Annotated in this window: 18 protein-coding genes, 1 tRNA gene and 1 pseudogene; 19 read left to right on the top strand and 1 reads right to left on the bottom strand. The window is 32.8% G+C overall.

Annotated elements, in window-relative coordinates; translation table 11 throughout:
- Window positions 1–27: 27 nt before the first annotated feature.
- The 17 genes and pseudogenes from murC (at window position 28) to CLU83_RS12925 (ending at window position 18212) form a co-directional block, all read left to right on the top strand.
- Window positions 28–1377 carry a UDP-N-acetylmuramate--L-alanine ligase gene (gene murC / locus CLU83_RS13005; protein ID WP_100432006.1) on the top strand — a complete coding sequence of 450 codons (1350 nt, stop codon included), beginning with the start codon at window positions 28–30 and terminating at the stop codon, window positions 1375–1377.
- Window positions 1364–2086 (top strand): cell division protein FtsQ/DivIB, encoded by a 723-nt coding sequence (locus CLU83_RS13000; RefSeq protein ID WP_100432005.1) that lies wholly within the window; start codon window positions 1364–1366, stop codon window positions 2084–2086. The genes murC and CLU83_RS13000 overlap by 14 nt, the downstream gene beginning before the upstream one ends.
- A 6-nt stretch (window positions 2087–2092) precedes the next feature.
- The gene (gene ftsA / locus CLU83_RS12995) at window positions 2093–3478 is read left to right on the top strand and encodes a cell division protein FtsA (RefSeq protein ID WP_100432004.1); all 1386 of its coding nucleotides are present in this window, start codon (window positions 2093–2095) and stop codon (window positions 3476–3478) included.
- Between the two features lie 101 nt (window positions 3479–3579).
- Entirely contained in the window at window positions 3580–5526 is a 1947-nt protein-coding gene (gene ftsZ / locus CLU83_RS12990; protein ID WP_100433728.1) for a cell division protein FtsZ, read from the top strand.
- Window positions 5527–5958: 432 nt separating this feature from the next.
- Window positions 5959–6408: a GatB/YqeY domain-containing protein gene (locus CLU83_RS12985; protein WP_100432003.1), complete on the top strand. Its 450-nt coding sequence runs from the start codon at window positions 5959–5961 to the stop codon at window positions 6406–6408.
- A 54-nt stretch (window positions 6409–6462) separates the two neighbouring features.
- Window positions 6463–6536, top strand: a tRNA-Arg gene (locus CLU83_RS12980).
- A gap of 195 nt (window positions 6537–6731) precedes the next feature.
- Window positions 6732–6905, top strand: a pseudogene (locus CLU83_RS12975) (D-aminoacyl-tRNA deacylase); the annotation flags it as partial.
- 194 nt (window positions 6906–7099) lie between these two features.
- A complete protein-coding gene (locus tag CLU83_RS12970; protein WP_157802093.1) occupies window positions 7100–9514 on the top strand; it encodes an aminotransferase class I/II-fold pyridoxal phosphate-dependent enzyme in 2415 nt (804 codons plus the stop codon).
- A 38-nt stretch (window positions 9515–9552) separates the two neighbouring features.
- Window positions 9553–9942 carry a hypothetical protein gene (locus tag CLU83_RS12965; protein ID WP_100432000.1) on the top strand — a complete coding sequence of 130 codons (390 nt, stop codon included), beginning with the start codon at window positions 9553–9555 and terminating at the stop codon, window positions 9940–9942.
- Between the two features lie 209 nt (window positions 9943–10151).
- Window positions 10152–11666: an ATP-binding protein gene (locus tag CLU83_RS12960; protein ID WP_100431999.1), complete on the top strand. Its 1515-nt coding sequence runs from the start codon at window positions 10152–10154 to the stop codon at window positions 11664–11666.
- 601 nt (window positions 11667–12267) lie between these two features.
- A complete protein-coding gene (locus CLU83_RS12955) occupies window positions 12268–13131 on the top strand; it encodes an AraC family transcriptional regulator (protein WP_100431998.1) in 864 nt (287 codons plus the stop codon).
- 149 nt (window positions 13132–13280) lie between these two features.
- A complete protein-coding gene (locus CLU83_RS12950; RefSeq protein WP_198512289.1) occupies window positions 13281–14423 on the top strand; it encodes an aldo/keto reductase in 1143 nt (380 codons plus the stop codon).
- A 27-nt stretch (window positions 14424–14450) separates the two neighbouring features.
- Window positions 14451–14879, top strand: a complete 429-nt coding sequence (locus CLU83_RS12945) for a hypothetical protein (protein ID WP_157802092.1) — start codon at window positions 14451–14453, stop codon at window positions 14877–14879.
- A 136-nt stretch (window positions 14880–15015) separates the two neighbouring features.
- On the top strand, window positions 15016–15858 hold the full coding sequence (locus tag CLU83_RS12940; RefSeq protein WP_100431996.1) for an SDR family oxidoreductase: 843 nt from the start codon (window positions 15016–15018) through the stop codon (window positions 15856–15858).
- A gap of 18 nt (window positions 15859–15876) precedes the next feature.
- Window positions 15877–16767 (top strand): AraC family transcriptional regulator, encoded by an 891-nt coding sequence (locus tag CLU83_RS12935; protein ID WP_100431995.1) that lies wholly within the window; start codon window positions 15877–15879, stop codon window positions 16765–16767.
- Window positions 16768–16883: 116 nt separating this feature from the next.
- Window positions 16884–17573, top strand: a complete 690-nt coding sequence (locus CLU83_RS12930; RefSeq protein ID WP_100431994.1) for an NAD(P)H-dependent oxidoreductase — start codon at window positions 16884–16886, stop codon at window positions 17571–17573.
- Window positions 17574–17606: 33 nt separating this feature from the next.
- Window positions 17607–18212: an NAD(P)H-dependent oxidoreductase gene (locus tag CLU83_RS12925; protein WP_100431993.1), complete on the top strand. Its 606-nt coding sequence runs from the start codon at window positions 17607–17609 to the stop codon at window positions 18210–18212.
- Window positions 18213–18592: 380 nt separating this feature from the next.
- Here CLU83_RS12925 and CLU83_RS12920 read toward each other — a convergent pair whose 3' ends face one another.
- Window positions 18593–19612 (bottom strand): hypothetical protein, encoded by a 1020-nt coding sequence (locus tag CLU83_RS12920; protein WP_100431992.1) that lies wholly within the window; start codon window positions 19610–19612, stop codon window positions 18593–18595.
- 205 nt (window positions 19613–19817) lie between these two features.
- On the opposite strand from CLU83_RS12920, the gene CLU83_RS12915 reads away from it, so the two are divergent.
- Together CLU83_RS12915 and CLU83_RS12910 are read left to right on the top strand one after the other, a co-directional pair.
- Window positions 19818–20333, top strand: a complete 516-nt coding sequence (locus CLU83_RS12915) for an RNA polymerase sigma factor (protein ID WP_100431991.1) — start codon at window positions 19818–19820, stop codon at window positions 20331–20333.
- 50 nt (window positions 20334–20383) lie between these two features.
- Window positions 20384–21283, top strand: coding sequence for a FecR family protein (locus CLU83_RS12910; RefSeq protein ID WP_100431990.1), 900 nt, complete (start codon window positions 20384–20386; stop codon window positions 21281–21283).
- The last annotated feature ends 15 nt before the right edge of the window (window positions 21284–21298 follow it).

The following is a 21298-nucleotide window of genomic DNA, read 5'->3' as shown; positions in this document are numbered from 1 at the left end:
AAGAATGATACTAAAAAATAAAGCAAAATGAATTTAAATCAAATACATAACGTCTATTTCATAGGAATCGGAGGAATCGGGATGAGTGCTTTGGCTCGTTATTTTAAAGCCATTGGAAAGCAGGTTTCAGGTTATGACAAAACACCTTCCATCCTTACTAGTGAACTGATTGAAAGCGGTATTGATATTCATTTTGAAGATGATATCAGTCAGATTCCAACTAATTATTATGCAGAAAACACATTAGTTATTATAACGCCAGCTGTGCCGTTTACGCATTCAGAGTGGAATTATTTCATGGAACGCGGGTATGAATTAAAAAAGAGAGCCGAAGTTTTGGGGATTATTACCAAGGACACTTTTTGTTTTGCCGTAGCAGGAACACATGGAAAAACAACAACTTCCAGTATTTTGGGGCACATTTTATATGAAAGCGGTGCCGATGTTACTGCTTTTATAGGAGGAATAGTTGAGAATTACAATTCTAATTTAATAGGAAACGGTAAAACAGTTACAGTTGTTGAAGCTGATGAATTTGACCGTTCGTTCCTGCATTTGCACCCAAATATTGCATGTGTTACATCGATGGATGCCGATCATTTGGATATTTATGGTACAAGTGATGCTATTGAAGCGTCGTTTGTTGAATTTGCTAATAAAGTTGAAGATAAAAATAATCTTTTTATAACCAATGAATTACCTATTGAAGGTGTTGTTTGTGCGGTAAATGAAGAGGCTGTTTTTCAAGCTTTCAATGTAAGAATAGAAAACAGCAGTTATGTTTTTGATGTAAAAACACCAAAAGGACTTATTAAGGATTTGCGTTTCGGACTGCCAGGCAAACATAATCTGATGAATGCTTTAATGGCATTAGCGATGGCAGTAACATACGGTACGCCTATTGATAGTATTGCCAAGGCTTTAGATTCCTTCAAAGGAATAAGAAGACGTTTTTCGTATCAGATTAAAGAAGAAAATTTAGTATATATAGATGATTATGCACATCATCCTACTGAAATAAATGCTGTTCATCAAGCAGTTAGGGAATTGTATCCTGGTCAAAAAGTATTAGCTGTTTTTCAGCCGCATTTATTCAGCAGAACAAGAGATTTTGCTGATAATTTTGCTAAAAGCTTATCGGCTTTTGATGAAGTTTTTCTGATGGAAATTTATCCAGCGCGCGAATTGCCAATGGAAGGAATTACTTCACAATGGCTTATGGATAAAATTACAAATGAACATAAAAAAATAGTGAGTAAAGAAGATTTAATTTCTGAAATTGTAGCTAATGAAGCCACTGTAATTGTAACGATTGGAGCGGGTGATTTAGGTGAAATGGTTCCTTCAATTAAAAAAGCGTTATATGAAAGTCTTTAATTGGAATAATATAAGATTATTACTAATGTTTTCTTTGGTTGTTTTTCTTTTTTCGTTTACGTCCAAAAGAAATTCTAAGAGAAAATTGACTAAAGCTGAAGTTGTTTTTGTAGGCGATAACTCTCTTTTTTTAAAAAGTGAAACGGTTAATAAATTGTTGATAGAAAATAATTCGAATGCTAAAAGTATAAGAAAAGATAGGCTAGATTTGAATAAATTGGAGCAAGTATTAAATGCTCAAGAAATGATCGAGAACGCAAATGTTTATGTGAGTATCGATGGTGTTCTAAAAGCAGTTGTAAAACAAAAGACGCCTATTGCAAGAGTCTTTAATGATGAGGGTTCTTTCTATATTGATAGTGAGGGTGATACCATGCCCTTGTCAGCGAATTTTACAGCTCGGGTTCCACTTGTTTCTGGGGAGATAAACAAGAAAAACAACAAAGATTTATTTAAATTATTTAAGATAATTTATGATGATGCGTTTTTGAGAAAAAACATCATTGGCATACAAATTATGCCTAATGGTAGCTTATTAATGCTCAATAGAAATTATAATTATCAAATTGATTTTGGAAGTTTGATGAATGCAGAACGTAAATTTCAAAACTATAAAGCTTTTTTTCAAAAAGTAAGTTTGGATAGTTCTTTGTATAAATATAAAAAAATAGATCTCAGATTTACGGAACAAGTAGTTTGCACAAAATAATAGAAAATGGAAAAAGAGAACATTGCAGTAGGTCTAGATATTGGGACGACGAAAATTGTTGCCATGATAGGCAAAAAGAACGAGTATGGAAAACTTGAAATTTTAGGTGTTGGCAAATCTAAAAGTTTAGGTGTGGCAAGAGGCGTTGTAAATAATATTACGCAAACCATTCAATCGATTCAGCAAGCGATTCTTGAAGCTGAAAATAATTCAGGTTATAAAATAAAAGATGTTGTAGTAGGTATTGCAGGACAGCATATAAGAAGTATTCAGCATAGTGATTACATCAGCAGGAACAATCCGGAGGAAGTGATCGGAGGAAGTGATATTGATTTATTGATCAATCAGGTTCATAAATTAGCTATGCTGCCAGGAGAAGAGATTATTCATGTGTTGCCTCAAGAATTTAAAATAGACGGGCAGTCTGATATTAAAGAGCCAATAGGAATGTATGGCGGAAGGCTGGAAAGCAGTTTCCATGTGGTTGTTGGACAAGCGTCGTCAATCAGAAATGTGGGAAGATGCATTCAAAGTTCAGGTATTGAATTGTCAGGTTTGACATTGGAACCATTGGCTTCATCAGACGCAGTATTAAGTCAGGAAGAAAAAGAAGCTGGAGTTGCCCTTATCGATATTGGAGGGGGAACGACTGATTTGGCTATTTTTAAAGATGGCATTATTCGTCATACTGCTGTAATTCCTTTTGGAGGAAATGTAATTACAGATGATATTAAAGAAGGCTGTTCAATTATTGAAAAACAAGCCGAATTATTGAAAGTTAAATTTGGTTCAGCTTGGCCAGGAGAAAATAAAGACAATGAGATTGTTTCTATTCCAGGTTTAAGAGGCAGGGAACCTAAAGAGATTTCGTTAAAAAATCTTTCAAAAATAATAAATGCCAGAGTTGTTGAAATCATCGAGCAGGTTTTTACCGAAGTAAGAGCTTACGGTCATGAAGATCCCCGTAAAAAACTGATTGCAGGAATCGTTCTTACAGGTGGTGGTGCACAATTGAAGCATATCAAACAACTCGTAGAATATATCACAGGAATGGATACTCGAATTGGTTATCCAAACGAACATTTAGCCGGTAATTCAGATGAGGAGATTTCAAGTCCGTTATACGCTACAGCAGTAGGTTTGGTAATGAACAGTATTGAGAATAAAACGCAGAGTGCTGTAAAGATGCAGGCAGCAGTAGTTCCTGAAAAAGTAAGTTATTATAGAGAACCCGTAGTTGAAATAAAAGAAAAAGAAGAGGTATATGTACAGCCTGAAAAAGTACTCCAAACAGAACCTGTAAAAGAAGAATCAACAGAAAATAAAATTAGAAGATCGTTTTTTGATAAATATGTGGATAAGATTAAAGAATTTTTAGATAACGCAGAGTAGTAATATAATAAAACAGAATAAAATAAATTATCCGAATTCCTTTTTGCCCCAAGCCTAGAGTAGTTAGTGATAAAGTTAATAAAAAATTAAAACCCCACATGATGCCAAGCAACACAGAATTTGGAAGTATTTCATTTGATTTGCCAAAAAATCAATCAAATGTAATCAAAGTAATTGGAGTAGGTGGAGGCGGTAGCAACGCCATAAACCATATGTTTAAACAAGGTATTAAGGGCGTTGATTTCATCGTTTGTAATACAGATTCTCAAGCACTTGAGAATAGTGGAGTGCCTAATAAAATTCAGTTAGGAGCAAATTTAACAGAAGGTCTGGGAGCAGGTGCAAATCCAGATGTAGGACACCAATCAGCTATAGAAAGTATCGCTGATATTGAAAAAGTATTGGATATAAATACCAAAATGGTATTTATTACTGCGGGTATGGGTGGAGGAACAGGGACAGGTGCTGCCCCGGTTATTGCTCAATTAGCCAAAGAAAGAGATATATTGACAGTTGGAATCGTGACTTTGCCTTTCTTATTTGAAGGAAAAGTGCGTCAGGAACAAGCACTTATCGGTATCGAAAAATTGCGTAAGCAGGTCGATTCATTAATCGTTATCAATAATAATAAATTAAGAGAAGTATATGGGAATCTTGGTTTCAAAGCCGGATTTTCAAAAGCGGATGAAGTTTTGGCAACAGCCTCAAGAGGAATTGCCGAAGTAATTACACATCACTATACTCAAAATATCGATTTACGTGATGCCAAAACGGTATTGTATAACAGTGGTACTGCTATTATGGGATCTTCTGTTTCATCTGGTGAAAACAGAGCTAAAGAAGGTATTATCGCCGCTTTAGACTCTCCGCTTTTAAATGATAATAAAATTACTGGTGCCAAAAATGTATTGTTGCTTATCGTTTCTGGAACCAATGAAATTACTATCGATGAAATTGCCGAAATTAATGAGCATATTCAATATGAAGCGGGGTCAAATGCCAACATTATCATGGGGGTTGGTGAAGACGATTCACTTGGAGATGCTATTGCAGTAACCATTATAGCTACAGGATTTAATGTAGAACAGCAAAACGAGATCGTAAATGTTGAGCCTAAAAAAATAATTCATACTCTGGGAGAAGAACAGAGAGGTGTTTTTGATTTATCAGCTAAGCCAGTTGCTGGTTTTAGCTTAAATAATGAAACAGTAGCCACTCCTGTCGAAGACAGAGTTGTTTTTGATTTGGTTGAAGATGTTGCTATTCCAGAACCTGTTATTTCTTCTATCAATGAAGACGAATTAATTGGCATGACCGAATTTATCAGAAATCTGGATGTGACTTTTGAAATCGTTTCTCCTATGAAAGAGATTGATTTTGTTATTACAAATCCAGTTATTGAATCAGTTAGAGAAGTTAAGCCAGAGCCAGTTCGTTTCGAAGAAAAACAAGAACAGACTGCCTTTTCATTTGATCTGCCAATAAGCAAGGCACAAGCTGTTCAAGTTCAGGAAGAAACTAATAGTTTCTTATTTGAATTGACAAATGAGACCCGTAATATTAAAGTTGTAGAGCCTGTTCAGTTTGTACCTGTAACCGAATTGTCAGATAACGGTGTTATCAAATATTCGTTGGAAGAATATATGGAAGCAGAGAATGACTTAGTGGAGTCTAAACCTGTTGCCAAAATTGAGGAGGAAGTGATTCCAGCTGAAATGAATATCACAATGAAGCATGTGGCAGAGCCAGTTGCTGACGTAATGCCAACTTTGGAAAACAATTCTCCGATTGATATGACTATCGAAGAAACGTTACGATTCAGAGCTGAAGAAAGAAGAAGAAAATTAAAAGATTTTAATTATAAATTTCATGATAGCGTGTCGAGAGTTGATGAATTAGAAAGAGAACCAGCCTATAAAAGATTTGGTATTGACCTAAATAATTCACAAACTAATAATTCGACATCAAGAATATCAGTAGGAACAGACAGTAATAATGATCTGCAATTGCGTTCCAATAATTCATATCTGCATGACAATGTAGATTAACAATGCCATTTTTTTTAAAACAGCCCGAAAATTCATTTCAGTTTTCGGGCTGTTTTTTTGAATATAAAGGATCAAACAAGTTGTTGTTAATGCCAGTAAAATTTTCTAAATTTGTCGTGCCTTATCCAGCTGTACATTACAAGCTTTTTGTCGTAACTCTTTTTTTCTAAAAACAGGAAAGAGCTTCCTCCGGTCGCTTTTCCAGTTCAAGAAAAAAAATAGAGTTTCTCCCAAAAAGGCTTTTCATTTCCATCTGGGGCATGTGATTTGAGATTGTAGATTTAAGATTGCAGATTTTAGATTTGTGATTGAATATCCTTTTTCATTTCAAAAAAATAAAGAATTTTTGATTTCTAATTTTAAGAGAATTTGAAAGCGATTAAAGTTAAAATCTAAAATCTAAATTCAAGAATCTAAAATCTAAAATATAATATGAGTTTATCAATTCAAATCATGGACGAAATCAAAACCGCCATGAGAGCCAAAGATACAGTTGCATTAGAAGCATTGAGAGCTATAAAATCCGAACTTTTATTAGCGCAGACTGCCTCAGGATCAAAAGAAGAAATATCTGCTGATGATGAAATTAAACTGCTTCAGAGATTGGTTAAAACCCGCAAAGAAAGCGCTAGAATTTTTACTGAACAAAACCGTTTGGATTTAGCAGAACCAGAATTGGCACAAATCGCAGTAATCGAAAAATTCCTGCCGGCTCAATTAAGCGAAGCTGAAGTGGAAGCGGTAATTGCAAAAATTATTGCAGAGACTGGAGCTTCAGGAATAGCTTCTATGGGGAAAGTAATGGGATTGGCATCAGCTCAATTAGGCGGAACTGCCGAAGGAAAAACTATTTCTACCATCGTAAAAAAATTATTGACTTAAATAAAATAGATTTCTGATTTTAAAAGGTAAAATCAGAAATCTAAAATTTATTTTGACTGCGTAGTTCAACTGGATAGAATATCAGATTTCGACTCTGAGGGTTGCAGGTTCGAACCCTGCCGTGGTCACAAAATTTCTCAAGAAATTGAGAAGTTTTTTTTTGCCCTAAACTGGAATATTTGAAAATTATCAGGGTAATATTTTAAGTATATTTGAATACTAATTAACAGATGAAAAAATAAAAAATAGAGGTGGTCATTTTGCTCCGGAATCAGGGGGTCACTTTAAATTGGAATTGGGTGGTCAATATCACTGGAATTTGCATCAAAGTTTCAAAACATGAAATTGCCATTCCGCTTTATGAGAATTTCGTAAAACAGTTGGGAAAGGAATTGGGAAAGAAAGTTCAAACTGGAATTTTTGGTGCTGATATGAAAGTCGGTCTCTTAAATGATGGGTCGTTTACCAATATTATAGATAGTAAAAAAAGGGAATAAAATTGTCTTTTATTTATAAGATTATTCTTTAGTGAGTTTTTTATTTTAAAAGTATTGTCAATTTGCCTTTTGATCAATTTTATTTGTTTTTATCTGAATATCAGATTTTTAAATTGTATTTTTATTGTTTATATTTGAAACAATTAAAGTAAAGGTTTCCTCCAGCCTATTAATAACTTAATAGATCTCGAATTTTGGCAAAGATAAACCATAATAATTACTTAGATGTTGTTGATAATGTTTGGACCTCTGCGAAGGAAAAAGGAATCATGCATATTAATTCCGAGGAACAAAGTTTTAATGGTGAAAAATTTACTATCAATGGAAGAGATTTAATAAATTTTGGGACATGTGGTTATTTGGGCTTAGAAATGCATCCTGACTTAATAGCCAATTCAATGGAATTGACAAAGAAATTTGGTACGCAATTATCCATGTCCAGAGCGTACATCCGTCCCACATACATTCAGGAGTTAGAGGAATTAATGTCTCAAATATTTGATGGTAATAAAGTTATATGCTATACTTCAACTTCAAATGCTCATATTTCTGTAATCGCTACAATTATCAAATCGGATGATTTAATAATACTCGATCAACAAGTGCACTTTAGCGTGCAATTCCCTTGTAAAAACACAAAATTACAAGGCACAGAAGTAAAAATGGTCAGACATTCTAATTATGAAATGTTAGAGGAAATGATTCGTGAAAACTACAATAAATACAGCCGTATTTGGTATATGGCAGATGGTGTTTATTCGATGCATGGCGATTTACCGGATACCACTATTTTAAAAAAATTGCTCGATAAATACCCGAAACTACATTTGTATTTTGATGATGCACATGGAATGGGATGGGATGGAAAAAATGGAGCAGGATATATTTATGATCGACTGGGAATTAATGAACGTATTGTTTTAATATCAACACTTGCCAAAGGTTTTGGCTGTGTTGGAGGAACGGCCATTTTTGCGGATCCTGAAATGTATCGAAGAACAGATGTTTTTGGGGGACCATTAAGTTATTCTCACCCATTATCTCCTGCAAATGCAGGAGCAGCAATAGCTTCTGCAAAAATTCATCTATCCAATGATATTTATACTTATCAATCAGAATTAAAAGAATTGATGAATTACATGAATATGAGATTGAAAGAAAAAAATCTCACGAATATTTCTTCTCCTGATTCCCCTATTTATTTTATTGGAAGTGGTTTAAATAAAGTAACACGTAATTTTGTTCATCGTATTTTACAAGAAGGGATCTATGTAAACACGGCCATGTTTCCGGTGGTTCCTAACGATAAATCAGGTTTAAGATTTACATTGACTCGTCACAACACAAAAGCTGATATTGACTTGCTTACAGATGCAATGGCGTATCATTTGCCCAAGGCTATTGAAGAAGAAGGGGATAGTGTTGAAAGAGTATATAGAGAGTTTGGATACCGTTTGCAGAAAAATGAAAATGATTTACTAATTGATCCAATAAATAATTCGAGCTTAGTTGTCGAAGAATATATAACGATACATGACATAAATGCTGAGAATTGGGATTTGATGTTTAAGGACAGAGGGAATATTGGTCATTCAGCAATGCAGGCTATGGAAGAAATTTTTTCCAATAATGAGAAACCAGAAGAGAATTGGAGCTTTCATTATATTATAGTAAAAGATCTGGAAGGTAAATTGGTATTGGCCACATTTTTCACAGGAGCTATTTATAAAGATGATATAGTTGCACAAGAAAATGTATCAAGACAAATAGAAGAGATGCGTAAGAGTGATCCTTATTATCTATGCTCAAAAACATTAGCCATGGGCTCTCTATTTTCTGAAGGGGATTTTATTTATCTAGATATTGAACACCCTGAGTGGAGAAAATCAGTGAGCCATTTATTTGATTTTGTTTCAAAAGTTAAAAAAGACATTGATGCGACTGTAGTTGTTTTTAGAGATTTTGAAGAAGGGAATTTTTTAAGCCAAATTATAGAAGATGAAGGCTATGCTAAAATGCGAATGCCAAACACTAATGTCATTAAGAATCCTAAATGGGAAACCACCAATGATTTAATGGCATTAATAAAATCTAGTAAAAAACGGGATAACATTAAACAATATGCTATTAGACATCTTGATAAATTTGATATCAAAATCAAAAATCAAATAACAGATGAGAAGGCAGTTCAATATTTTGATTTATTTGCAAACGTCAAAAATGTTAATTACTCATTTAACTTTTTTCAATATCCTAAAAAAATGGCTAAAGTTCTTTCTAAATATGAAGAATGGGAATTTATTGAAATTAGTCTAAAAGAAAACAATCAGGTAGTTGCTGTTATTTTTGGTCATATTGGTGATGATCATTATTGTCCTTTGATTGTTGGATTAGATTATGATTATATTAATACTCATCATATATATAAGCAAGCCATGTTTCAAATGGTAAAAAGAGGAAACGATCTAAATAAAAAAATTACTTATTTGGGGTTGACAGCTGATTTTGAAAAGCAAAAATATTTAGCTTTGACAGTTCCTACATGGGCTTATCTGAAAGTAGATGAAACATATAACCTAGAATTAATTGAATCCTATTCGAATATATAATTGAATAATAGTAAGATATCAAAAAATAAATATTGAATATGAAAGAAGTGGAAAATGATTTTATTAAATTTTGGATAGAAGATAATATTCTATATTCTCAATTTAAAAAACCAACAGATGGCACTATTGAAAACATAAAAGCAATAATTGATTTACGTAATGAGATATCAGATGACAAAAAGCAATATTGGTGTTATGATTTTAATGGAATTAAATCGTATGGTAAAGATGCACGCGATTATGCCGAAAAAAATGGGCAAGAACATTTATATGCATGTGCGGCAGTATTAAATTCGCATATTGCAAGATTTATTCTCAATGCATTTATGATATTGAAAAAAACCGCAGTTCCATTAAAAGGTTTTACAAAAAAAAATGATGCGATTAATTGGCTAAACGAATTAAAGGAAAAAAACGAACAGATTTAATTAATCGGAATTAATCACCATGAAAAAGAAAACCTAGATAGGTTTTTTTTCTTTTTCACTAAAAAAAGAAAGCGATTGAATGGCTAATGGAAATAAAAGCAAAAAACGAACAAAGGTAAGTTATTAAAAATGTTTCTATGTTTACAGATTTTTCCTAAAAAAGATGTAAATTAGTTAGATTAAATGAAACAATAAAAAGGAAAAATTAAATGACTAAGCTAGAAGAAATATTAGTTTTGGTTCGTTCAATCAATGCAGACGAGTTTCAGGAACAATATACAAATGGAAATAGTTTAGAGGATGTTCATAAAGAATTGCTTTCTTTGGCTGAAAAAATTGAGTCTAAAAAGAAAAGGACTGATGCTATCATTGGACATATTTCAAATAGTTGTGCGGGAGATTTTTTTAATTATTTGCCAATTTCAGATGCCCAAGATGAATTAGATGTTTTCTGTATGGGATTTAACACCTATATTGAAGAATTAAAAGCAGTTATGGTTTCTAAAAAATTGTTAGAAACTAGTAATAAAAAATTAGTAGAGGAAAAGGAACGTTCTGAACAATTAGCCATGGCAAGAGATGAATTCTTGTCAAGTATGAGTCATGAAATTCGCACGCCACTCAATGGCATTTTGGGTTTTACGGATTTATTGTTAAAAAATCTATCTTTAGATGCTGAGAGCAAAAAGCAATTAGACTATATAAAGATTTCTGGAGACATTCTTCTCGTGATTATTAATGATATTTTGGATTTGGCAAAAATTGAATCAGGACAAATTGCACTCTATGAAAAACCCTTCGATTTATCAAACCTTACCCAGCTTATTTATGATACCTTTTCTAGTAAGACACAGGCAAAAGAGATAGATTTTAAAATTTTAATCGATAAAAAAGTTCCTGCAATACTTAATGGTGATTCTATTCGGGTTTCTCAAATATTATTTAATTTAATTAGTAATTCCGTTAAATTTACCCCTAAAAAAGGGAAAATTAGATTAAAAATTAAGTTTGATAAAGAAGAAGCAGGGTTCTATCATATAAAAGTGACAGTAAAAGATTCTGGAATAGGAATTCCTCAGGATAAGATAGATACTATTTTTGATCCATTTACTCAGGTAAGCAATGATACGGCAAGAAAGTATGGTGGTACAGGTTTAGGATTGACCATCATCAAGAAAATCATCAATATTATGAATGGCGAAATCCATGTGAAAAGTAAACTCGGTATTGGTACAAAATTCACTGTAAACTTACTTTTTGCTAAAGAAAATTCTAAATCAGTTCCTTTAAAATCAATATCAAATAAAGAGAAATCAGCCATTTCTATTAATAGAGGCGGAAAAATTAAAGTTCTTTTAGTAGAAGATAATCGGATTAATCAAATTTTGGCGCAAAAAGTGCTTTCAAAATTTAATTTCGATTGTGTTACTGTAGATAATGGTAGTTTAGCAGTTGAGGCAGTTATTCGGGAAGATTTTGATATTATTTTGATGGATATTATGATGCCAATAATGAATGGATATGAAGCTACTGCGATTATTCGTAACTTGGAAGATAAGACTAAAAAAAACATTCCAATTGTAGCATTAACAGCAGTTGTGACAGGTTCTATTATCGAAGCTTGTTCTTCTGAAGGAATAGACAGGTATTTATCCAAACCTTTCGAGTCAGAAGAGTTGTATAATGTTATAATTGAATTAGTTCACAAAGAAGGCATTATTTAGCGGCTGTTATTTGAGTTTTAAAAAAATCATAATACATGATTTTTTCAATTTGGATTACTGACAACAATAACTACTTTGAAGCAAGTTTCTTTAAATCATGCATGAAATGGTTCGTAAACAGTCCCGTATGGATCTCCTTTTACTAGTAATTATCGTAGTCCATAAGAGTTTTGAATCATAGGACAAAATGAAAACCATGTATATCTCTTTAAGCTTCATTTAAAATCTTTAAATCTTCTAACAAGTGGTTCGAATTCTGTACCGTCAAGGGCACCATTAATTTGAAAAAGCCTTTAAAGTTGTTGATTTTGAAGGCTTTTTTTGGTTTGAACAATTAATCACTTTTTTTGATCGATGTTAAATCTTTATATTTATTGGATTTACTGATTCTAATCCTTTACTATTTTTTACTTTATGGTTAATATAAGTACGAAAATTCATTATATCAATGATTTATATAAAGAAGTTAAACATGAAGGTGTTATTTTCTTAACTTACTGCTTAATTTTTGTTAGCATCTCTAATTTGAAATATCTATTTATCTTTATGATAAAGAACAAATAAAAATCTAAATTGAGCTAAGAATTTATAATTTTGCTAAATGATTTACTTTAAAGATTTTACATCATTCAATAAATACATTGGCTTAGCAGAACCTTTGGACAATGACATTGATGTGGGATATTATGATCCGCCAAATATCGTATTGGTGTCCGAACCTATGACGGTCGATTTTTATCGGATATCTATTAAAATTAAGTATAGAAGTAAATCTACTCCTAATGCGGAGCTGCTTTCCGCTGTGTTTTTCAACACGCCAAACTTAGTAATCGAACCGGGATGGGATGCGGAACCAACTTATACCGGGATGTATTTACAATTATCCAAAAAAGTTATTGAAGAAAATAGATTCTTATTCAAAACTTATCTGGATTATGGCCAGCACGAAGCCTTATATTTAACAGAAGACGAAGTTCACGAAATCAGTGCTGTTTTTGAATTGATGGTTAAATATTATGAAGGCGGAAAAAAAGATTTTGGAGTTCTGCTTTCTTATGCAAATGTATTGATATGTTTAGTAGAAGCATTTTATAAAAGACAGTTTTCAACCGACCCAAAACAGTACAGCAGGATTGTTGCAGATTTTCAACAAAGTTTGATTGAGTATTATAATCAACCTGTTAAACAACTTCCAAACGTGCAATACTTTGCAGATAATTTAGGTTTGACAGCTAATTATTTAGGTGATATCATTAAACACTTTACTCAAAAATCTGCAATTGAAAGCATCCATGAATTTGTTGCCAAAAAAGCTAAAGAATTATTAGAAAATTCAGGAATGAATAACACCGAAGTTGCTTACGAGTTAGGTTTTGAATATCCCAACTACTTCTCGAAATTTTTCAAAAAGATGGTAGGGTTCAGCCCTAAAGAATATCGCCTGCAGCTTAATAAAAAACTTTAAATAATAATCGAACTCAGGTTAATAGTAAACGCTTTCAAATGAAGCGTTTTTTCTTTTATCAGTAATTTGTTTCTTTTTTATTGGTAATCTGTTTCCCTCACTTATTTTTCATGTATTTACTTTTGTTGTTTAATCTAAAACATTGCAAAATGGAAAATAAGGAAATGAATAACGACAGTGGAAATTCAAGACGAAAATTTATTCAACAAAATGCAGTTGCCGGAATTGGATTAGTGTTTGCATCAAGTCTGATGTCTTCTTCGACAAACGATTTAGAAATAAATAAAGTTGATATCGATAAAAAAGAAAAAATGACTACGAGAAATCTCGGAAAATTGAAAGTATCAGCATTGGGTGCCGGATGTATGAGCATCAGTGCCAATTATGGTTCGCCTGCAAAACCGGAAGAAGGTATTAAAACCATTCGTAAAGCCTATGAAAAAGGAGTTACATTTTTTGATACTGCTGAAGTTTACGGGCCATATACAAATGAAGCGTTAGTTGGAGAAGCTCTGGCGCCTTTCCGCGATAAAGTAGCTGTTGCCACAAAATTCGGTTTTCAAATTGGTGCTTCTCAAATTACCTTAAATAGCAGGCCAGAGCATATCAGGAAAGTAGTTGAAGAATCATTGAAGCGTCTTAGAACCGATCGTATTGATCTTTTATACCAACACAGAGTTGACCCGAATGTACCTATCGAAGATGTGGCAGGTGCAGTAAAAGATTTAATAAACGAAGGGAAAGTTTTGCACTTTGGTTTGTCTGAAGCCAATACCACAACCATTCGGAAAGCACATTCGGTACAGCCTGTTTCTGCCATTCAGTCCGAGTATTCCTTTATGGAGCGCAGTGTTGAGAAAAATGGAGTTTTAGATATTTGCGAAGAATTAGGAATTGGTTTTGTTCCGTGGGGACCGCTTGGAATGGGTTATCTGACAGGAAAGCTAAATGCACAGACTCCTTTTGACACTAAACTGGATTTACGTTCGGCATTTGACCGTTTCACTCCTGAAAGCCTGGCAGCTAATATGCCAATTGTGAATCTTCTAAACCGATTTGCATCAAATAAAAATGCAACATCATCCCAAATTGCACTTGCTTGGTTAATGGCAAAAAAAACATTCATTGTTCCAATTCCCGGTACAAGAAATATTCCACATTTAAATGAAAATTTAGGTGCTTACGATGTTCAATTATCAGCATCCGAATTTCAGGAATTAGAAACTGAATTCTTGAAACTCCAGGTACATGGCGGTAGGATGAATGCAATGCAGATGACTTTCTGTGAGTAAATTTAATAATTAAAAAAAATGAAAAGAATGAAAAAAATTGGAACACTACTAATTTTAAGTGGATTGTTTGCCTCTTGTGGTAATAATCAACAACAAGAAAAATGCACAACAACTGAAACTGCGGATGCTAAAGACTATGCTTTAATTGGCAAAAAAGGAATCTCAACATTTCCAGATATGAAAGCCGAAATAAGCTATGCTTCAGACAGTACAATGCATTGGAAAACAACTAACAGCAAAGGAGAAATTACCGAGGGAGATGAAAAATTCAGCTATGAAAAATTGACAGATCACTTGCATTTTTTGAATTGGGTTGAAGAAAATGGTTACGTAATAAGCGTAGTCATAAACACAAAAGACAAAAAAGTAAATGCCTTTGTAACTTATGCTGATGAAAAAGCAAGAGGAAAAAGAGGTTCAATAGCCAGAGAGGGTAAATTTGAATTTATAAAATAAAAAGTAATTAAAAAAACGGTTGACAAAAACAGCCGTTTTTCTTTTATCAGTAATTTGTTTCTTTTTTATTGGTAATCTGTTTCCGTTGCCACAATAGCCAACTTCTATCTTTGTCATGAATTTAAAACATAACACAATGAAAGAAAATAAAGTTTGGTTAATAACCGGTGCAAGCAGCGGAATAGGGTTGGAAATTGCTAAAGCCGCACTTGCTGCTGGTAACAAAGTTATTGCAACAGGCAGAAATTTAAGTAAAGTAACAAAAGCATTTGCTGACACTTCCGAAAATTTATTGGTGGTTCAGCTGGACGTTACAAATCCACAAGAAATTAGTGTTGGTATAAATGCTGCAATTGAGAAGTTTGGAACAATCGATGTGTTGGTTAACAATGCTGGTAGTTTCTATGCCGGTTTTTTTGAGCAGTTTAGCCAGGAGCAGATAGAACGTCAAATCTCGACTAATTTATTTGGTCCAATGAATGTAACAAGGGCAGTTTTGCCAATTTTCAGAAAAAATAAATCAGGGCACATTATAACAATTTCATCTACTGCGGGATTGGTTGGCTATGAACTTTGTACTGCCTATGCTACTTCTAAATTTGCATTAGAAGGCTGGATGGAATCTTTACAGTTGGAAGTGGCTCCATTTGGGATCAATACGACTATTGTAAACCCGGGTTTTTTTAGAACTAATTTATTGGAACCATCTTCAACAACATGGTCTGAAAATGTAATAGCGGATTATGCAGAACGTACATCTATGCTTCGCCCGGGTTGGGAAAGTGTGAGTGGTACACAAGGCGGAGACCCTGCTAAATTGGCTGCAGCATTGCTTAAAATTGCCAGTGAAAACGTGCCTCCAAAACGTTGGATGGCTGGTGCAGACTGTATTGCGGAAACAGAAAGAAAAATAAAAGAATTACAAGAACAAGCTGATGCTTACCGTGATCTATCTTCATCTTTGGGATTTGACGAATAACAAAATAAATTAATCTAAATGACATTGTTTAAAAGCATTGAAGCATTCAATAAATACATAGGTTTACCAAAACCATTAGACGATAATATTGACATTGGGTATTACGATGTTCCTAAAATGCGTTTAAAATCAGAACCTGTATCTATTGACTTTTACCGAATCTCCATCAAAAGCAATTTCATTGATAAAAGTGTTTCGGGTTTTAATCCTAATAACGTAAAACCTGTAACGGCTCTTTTCTTCAATAGTCCCGACCTGTCAAACGGTTGGGACATAGAGCCAACATTTAACGGAATATATCTGCAATTTTCGAAGAAATTAATCGAAGAGAATCGGTTTCTATTCAAAAATTATTACAACTATGGAAAACACGAGCCTTTGTTATTAATTAAAAAAGAAGAGGAGGAAATCAGGACAATTTTTGATTTAATGCTAAAATACTACAACAGTGAGAAAGAGAATTTCGTAGTGCTAATTTCTTATGTTCACGTTTTGGTGTCATTGGTTGAATCATTTTATAAAAGACAATTTTCCTCAAATCCTGTGCAGTATAGTCCCATTATATCCGAATTTCAGCAACTGCTTATGAATTATTATAATCAGCCGATTAATCAGATGCCTACAGTTCAATATTTTGCAGATAAACTAGGTTTAACGCCAAACTATTTGGGAGACATTATTAAGCACTTCACTTATAAATCTGCAATTGAAAACATACATGAGTTTGTGATAGCTAAAGCCAAGGAAATGCTTGAGAAAAGAAGTGATTTAAACACAACCGAAATAGCCTATGCTCTTGGTTTTGAATATCCGAACTATTTTTCAAAATTTTTCAAAAAACAGATGGGCATTACACCAAAAAAATACCATTTACAAGCAAAAAAAATAGTATCTCAATTTTTAATATAAAGACACATTTGTAAAAGCGTTTTTTTTTTATAAATGATTTGTTTCTTTTTTACTGGTAGAATGTATCTGTCAATTTTTTTCTTAGCCTATACCTTTGTCTCCTAATTTAATTATCGATGAAAATAAAAATAATTTTTCTGACCCTGATAACCTTATTATCAATCGGAACAAAAACAATTGCGCAAACAACAACAAAAGAAGTGATAAAACCCAAAACAGTATTACTTATCAATGCACACCTCACTTATCCGGGTTTATCTGAAGGAAAACTCAATAAAGCTTTTTATGATAAAGCTAGAGAATTCTTTCTTTCACAAAACTTTAAAGTTTTAGAAACTAAAATTGAGGCTGGTTATAATGTTGACGAAGAAGTAGAGAAGCACATGCAAGCCGATATTATAGTATTGCAAACACCAGTAAACTGGGAAAATACACCTTGGATTTACAAAAAGTATGTTGACGAAGTTTTTACCAGTGCAATGCGAAGCCAAAAATTCCTTTCCGGTGATGGACGTTCTGAAAAAGACCCAGCCAAGCAATACGGGACTGGCGGGAAAATGCAGGGTAAAAAGTTTTTACTTTCCGCTACTTGGAATGCACCAGAAGAAAGTTTTAATAACCAAAAACAACCACTTTGGAAAGGAAAAAGTGCAGATGATGCTTTGTTTAACGTAGCTGCAAATTATTTATTTGTTGGATTTACAGTAGTTCCAGGACATTATTGTTACGACGTTTTTCATAACAAACACATTAAGGAAGATTTAGAAAATTATCCTGCCTATTTAAAAAAGGTATTTAAACTATAATTTTTATCTATTAAAATAATAAAATAAATTACAATGAATCAACAGAAAAAAGTATTGCTTATTAATACGCATCTAAGTTATCCAAATTGGAGTGAGGGAACTCTAAATGCTTCTTTTCATCAAATAGCAAAAACATATTTTGAAGAAAACAATTATGAAATTTTAGAAACAAAAGTTGAAGATGGATATGACGCTGATGAAGAGGTAGAAAAACACTTGCAAGCGGACATTATAATCCTGCAAACTCCAGTAAACTGGTTCAGTGCGCCGTGGATTTACAAAAAATATATTGATGACGTTTTCAATAGCGGAGGAAGAAGTCAAAAATTTCTTGCTGACGATGGGCGGACAAGAGAAGATCCATCGAGACAATATGGAACTGGAGGAAACTTACAGGGTAAAAAGTTTATGATTAGCGCCACTTGGAATGCTCCGGCAGCAGCTTTTGACAACCCAAATCAGATTTTATTTCAAGGACGAAGTACGGCTGATTTTTTTATACATATTACAAGCAATTATCGTTTTTGTGGAGTTGAAATTTTACCAGACTATAATTGTTTTGATATATACAAGGATGGAGATATTGCCAAGGATTTAGAAAATTATCCTGTTCACTTGGAGCAGATCTTTAACATATAATATTTATGCAGTAATTAAACTTATTGTATCATCCTTTAAAGCAATCTAAAATCTTTAAGTCTTCTAGTAAAAGGTTCGAATTCTGTGCCAAGTGGGTCAAAAAAAGGCAAAATACTTTAAAGTATTTTGCCTTTTTTATGCATATCAAATCCCTAATTTTCCTAAATAGCCATCAAACAAAAATCTCAAAGCCTTCAGTTTTTTTGTATTTTTAATCCCAGAAGTTAAGAAGATTATTTAGGGGTGGATCGTTTTAGTCAATGAAATTATAAAAATTAAGAGGATTTAAATTTACTTGAAATCTTTAAATCCTCTGACAAAAGATTCTATTGCATCCAAGCATAGAATTATCATTTTAAATTACTTGCTTATGTCAGAATTTATTTTTTTTCAAAATAAAGATAATTTGTGCTGTTACTTACATCGCGTAATCGTATTTGGGAATTATTAAACTCAAATAATTCCCAATTTGTATTCAGTTTACTCAGTAATTCTGAACTGAAATTTATTTTTAGTTTTCCTACGCCATTCCATATTTCACTTTCCCATTGTCCCATTTCAGTAATTGCTCCTTTGGAAGCAACTATCGATTTATCACTTTTGAAGACAAATGAATAACCGCTGTACGATGAAGTTTTTTCTGAATCATCAAAAAAATAAGGGATGATCCAAGACCCTTTTGTTATTGTTTCTGTAAAATCCAGAGATGCAATGTTGTTTTCCGGGCAGTAATCAATAGCATATTTGATGGCATTTTCAAAATCGGAATTATTTGTAATTGATTTTGTCTGATAATTGTAATCCGTTATGGAAATTGGATATTTCAAAGAAATATACTGACTGTCGTTTAAGTTTTTTATAAAATAAAAAAAGGCCTGATCGCTTATAATGGATACCGAACTTGCTATTTGATTCGCACTGTTATAGACATTAATTGTTATTGGATAATTGATGTTTAACCCATTTATTTTAGACAAAAGATCAGGGTAAAGATTCCAATAATCGATTAAGGAATTAAAATCAGCTTCATCCGGAATAAGTTTTTCGTAGTAATTATAGTAAACCATCGTTACGGGAAAATCTATTTTTACAATATCGTTATCCCAAGCATTTGCGTTGATATTATCTTCTACTTTTTGATAATCGGCAACAGTATTTACGGCAATGTTTACATTATTGACAGTGACGGTATAAGGGAGTTTTATGGTACAATAATTGGACTTGTCGATTACATTATCCTGCACTGTTTTGACCATTGCAACTCTTTGCAGATAGGTAGTAAGAGGAGAGACATTTGTAACCGTTTCCTGTGTATGATCGTCTTGCTCTTCCATTTCACTTTGGCAAGACAATAAGAACAGGAAAAATGCTATTGATAAATATTTTTTTATAGGGAACATATTTATATTTTTACAAAGGTAATAAAATTTAAAGAAACTGTTTTTCGTTTAAATTCAGCATCAAGGTTTTCGGTTTTGTTTTTTTATACCTAATTATCACAAGAAAATAAAAAACATTTCAGACTTATATAAAACAATCAGTCTTGTTTTTACCCTACTTAAATTAAAAACAAATACTTTTGCATTGGATAAATTGAAAATATAAATGCCAAATACAACCCAATCAAACACTTGTGACGAAATAATCTTTTCATCTTTTTTTAAAAGTCAGATAAAAGCACTTCGAAATTTTCTTTTTTACAAATTTGGCAATAAAGACCAAGCAGATGATTTAGCACAGGAAGCATTTGTGAAACTTTGGCAAAACTGCGGTTCAGTGCCGCTGGAAAAAGCAAAATCATATATTTATACTATTGCAAATAATAGCAGTCTTAATGAAATTGCACATCAAAAAGTTGTTTTGAGATATGAAAAAAACTTTACGGGTTTAGATAAAACAAATGAAAATCCAGAATATCTTTTGGAAGAAAAACAATTTCAAGCCAAACTTTTGAAAGCTATTGAGAATTTAAGCGAAAAACAGCGTGTTGCCTTTTTGATGCATCGGATTGACGGAAAAAAGTACAGCGAAATTGCTTTGGATTTAAACCTTAGCGTAAAGGCAGTGGAGAAACGCATTCATTTGGCTTTGTTAAGTTTACGTAAAGAAATTGATTTATAAAAGTAGGGTAAATTGAGTTCCAATTGTTTTAATGATATAATAACAGTACAATGAAAGAAAATCGCTTATTAGCTAAATGGCTCAACAATGATTTGTCGGAGGATGAATTAGCTGCATTTGAAGCAAGTCCCGATTTTGAAAAATACCAAAAAATAAAAAATTATACTGATCATTTAGAAGTGGATGATTTGGATGAAAACTCCATGCTGGCGAACATTCTTAAACAGAAAAAAACGACTCCAAAGGTGGTTCCCTTATACAAAAAATGGATGTTTCGAGTAGCCGCCATCTTTGTTTTAGCTCTTGGAATTACTTTTGCGGTCAAAAATTTTGTACCACAAACCCAAACGGCAGATTTTGGAGAAAAAACCACTTTTTTACTACCTGATAATTCTGAAGTGGTGCTAAATTCCGATTCTGAAATAAACTATAAAAAATGGAATTGGAACAGCAACAGACGTCTTGAACTAAAAGGGGAAGCTTATTTCAGGGTATCCAAAGGCAGACGTTTTGAAGTGCAGACAAGCCTTGGAAAGGTATCGGTTTTGGGAACTCAATTTAACGTGAAAGCCCGAAAAAACAGGTTTGATGTAGTGTGTTATGAAGGCCGTGTAAAAGTAAATTATGCCAACACTCAAATTTTGTTGACTCATGGACAAAGCGTTACTTTTGAAAACGGAAAACAAGTGAACATGAGGGTAAATTCATTGAAGCCAGAATGGATGGACAATCAAATATGTTTTTATAAAGAAAATATTAAATCCCTGCTAGACGAAGTTCAAAGACAGTATAACGTTACGATTGAGTTGAATGCAAAAGATACAATTTCCTTATTTACGGGTAAACTGCCTGCCAAAGATCTTGATGTTGCCCTGCAGATTATTAGTACAACCTACCATTTGGAGGCCAAAAAAGTTTCAAAGAATAAAATAATTTTTGACGAAAAATAAATGTTGCGCCCCAAA

Source organism: Flavobacterium sp. 1 (assembly GCF_002797935.1).
GTDB lineage: Bacteria > Bacteroidota > Bacteroidia > Flavobacteriales > Flavobacteriaceae > Flavobacterium.
Note: the sequence above shows the minus strand (reverse complement) of the source record. Positions and strands in the feature narration are given on the sequence as shown.

Excerpts from the sequence above, each read along its gene's own strand:
- murC (WP_100432006.1), top strand. The coding sequence starts at position 28 with ATGAATTTAAATCAAATACATAACGTCTATTTCATAGGAATCGGAGGA.
- CLU83_RS13000 (WP_100432005.1), top strand. The coding sequence starts at position 1,364 with ATGAAAGTCTTTAATTGGAATAATATAAGATTATTACTAATGTTTTCT.
- ftsA (WP_100432004.1), top strand. The coding sequence starts at position 2,093 with ATGGAAAAAGAGAACATTGCAGTAGGTCTAGATATTGGGACGACGAAA.
- ftsZ (WP_100433728.1), top strand. The coding sequence starts at position 3,580 with ATGCCAAGCAACACAGAATTTGGAAGTATTTCATTTGATTTGCCAAAA.
- CLU83_RS12985 (WP_100432003.1), top strand. The coding sequence starts at position 5,959 with ATGAGTTTATCAATTCAAATCATGGACGAAATCAAAACCGCCATGAGA.
- CLU83_RS12965 (WP_100432000.1), top strand. The coding sequence starts at position 9,553 with ATGAAAGAAGTGGAAAATGATTTTATTAAATTTTGGATAGAAGATAAT.
- CLU83_RS12960 (WP_100431999.1), top strand. The coding sequence starts at position 10,152 with ATGACTAAGCTAGAAGAAATATTAGTTTTGGTTCGTTCAATCAATGCA.
- CLU83_RS12955 (WP_100431998.1), top strand. The coding sequence starts at position 12,268 with ATGATTTACTTTAAAGATTTTACATCATTCAATAAATACATTGGCTTA.
- CLU83_RS12950 (WP_198512289.1), top strand. The coding sequence starts at position 13,281 with ATGGAAAATAAGGAAATGAATAACGACAGTGGAAATTCAAGACGAAAA.
- CLU83_RS12945 (WP_157802092.1), top strand. The coding sequence starts at position 14,451 with ATGAAAAAAATTGGAACACTACTAATTTTAAGTGGATTGTTTGCCTCT.
- CLU83_RS12940 (WP_100431996.1), top strand. The coding sequence starts at position 15,016 with ATGAAAGAAAATAAAGTTTGGTTAATAACCGGTGCAAGCAGCGGAATA.
- CLU83_RS12935 (WP_100431995.1), top strand. The coding sequence starts at position 15,877 with ATGACATTGTTTAAAAGCATTGAAGCATTCAATAAATACATAGGTTTA.
- CLU83_RS12930 (WP_100431994.1), top strand. The coding sequence starts at position 16,884 with ATGAAAATAAAAATAATTTTTCTGACCCTGATAACCTTATTATCAATC.
- CLU83_RS12925 (WP_100431993.1), top strand. The coding sequence starts at position 17,607 with ATGAATCAACAGAAAAAAGTATTGCTTATTAATACGCATCTAAGTTAT.
- CLU83_RS12920 (WP_100431992.1), bottom strand. The coding sequence starts at position 19,612 with ATGTTCCCTATAAAAAAATATTTATCAATAGCATTTTTCCTGTTCTTA.
- CLU83_RS12915 (WP_100431991.1), top strand. The coding sequence starts at position 19,818 with ATGCCAAATACAACCCAATCAAACACTTGTGACGAAATAATCTTTTCA.
- CLU83_RS12910 (WP_100431990.1), top strand. The coding sequence starts at position 20,384 with ATGAAAGAAAATCGCTTATTAGCTAAATGGCTCAACAATGATTTGTCG.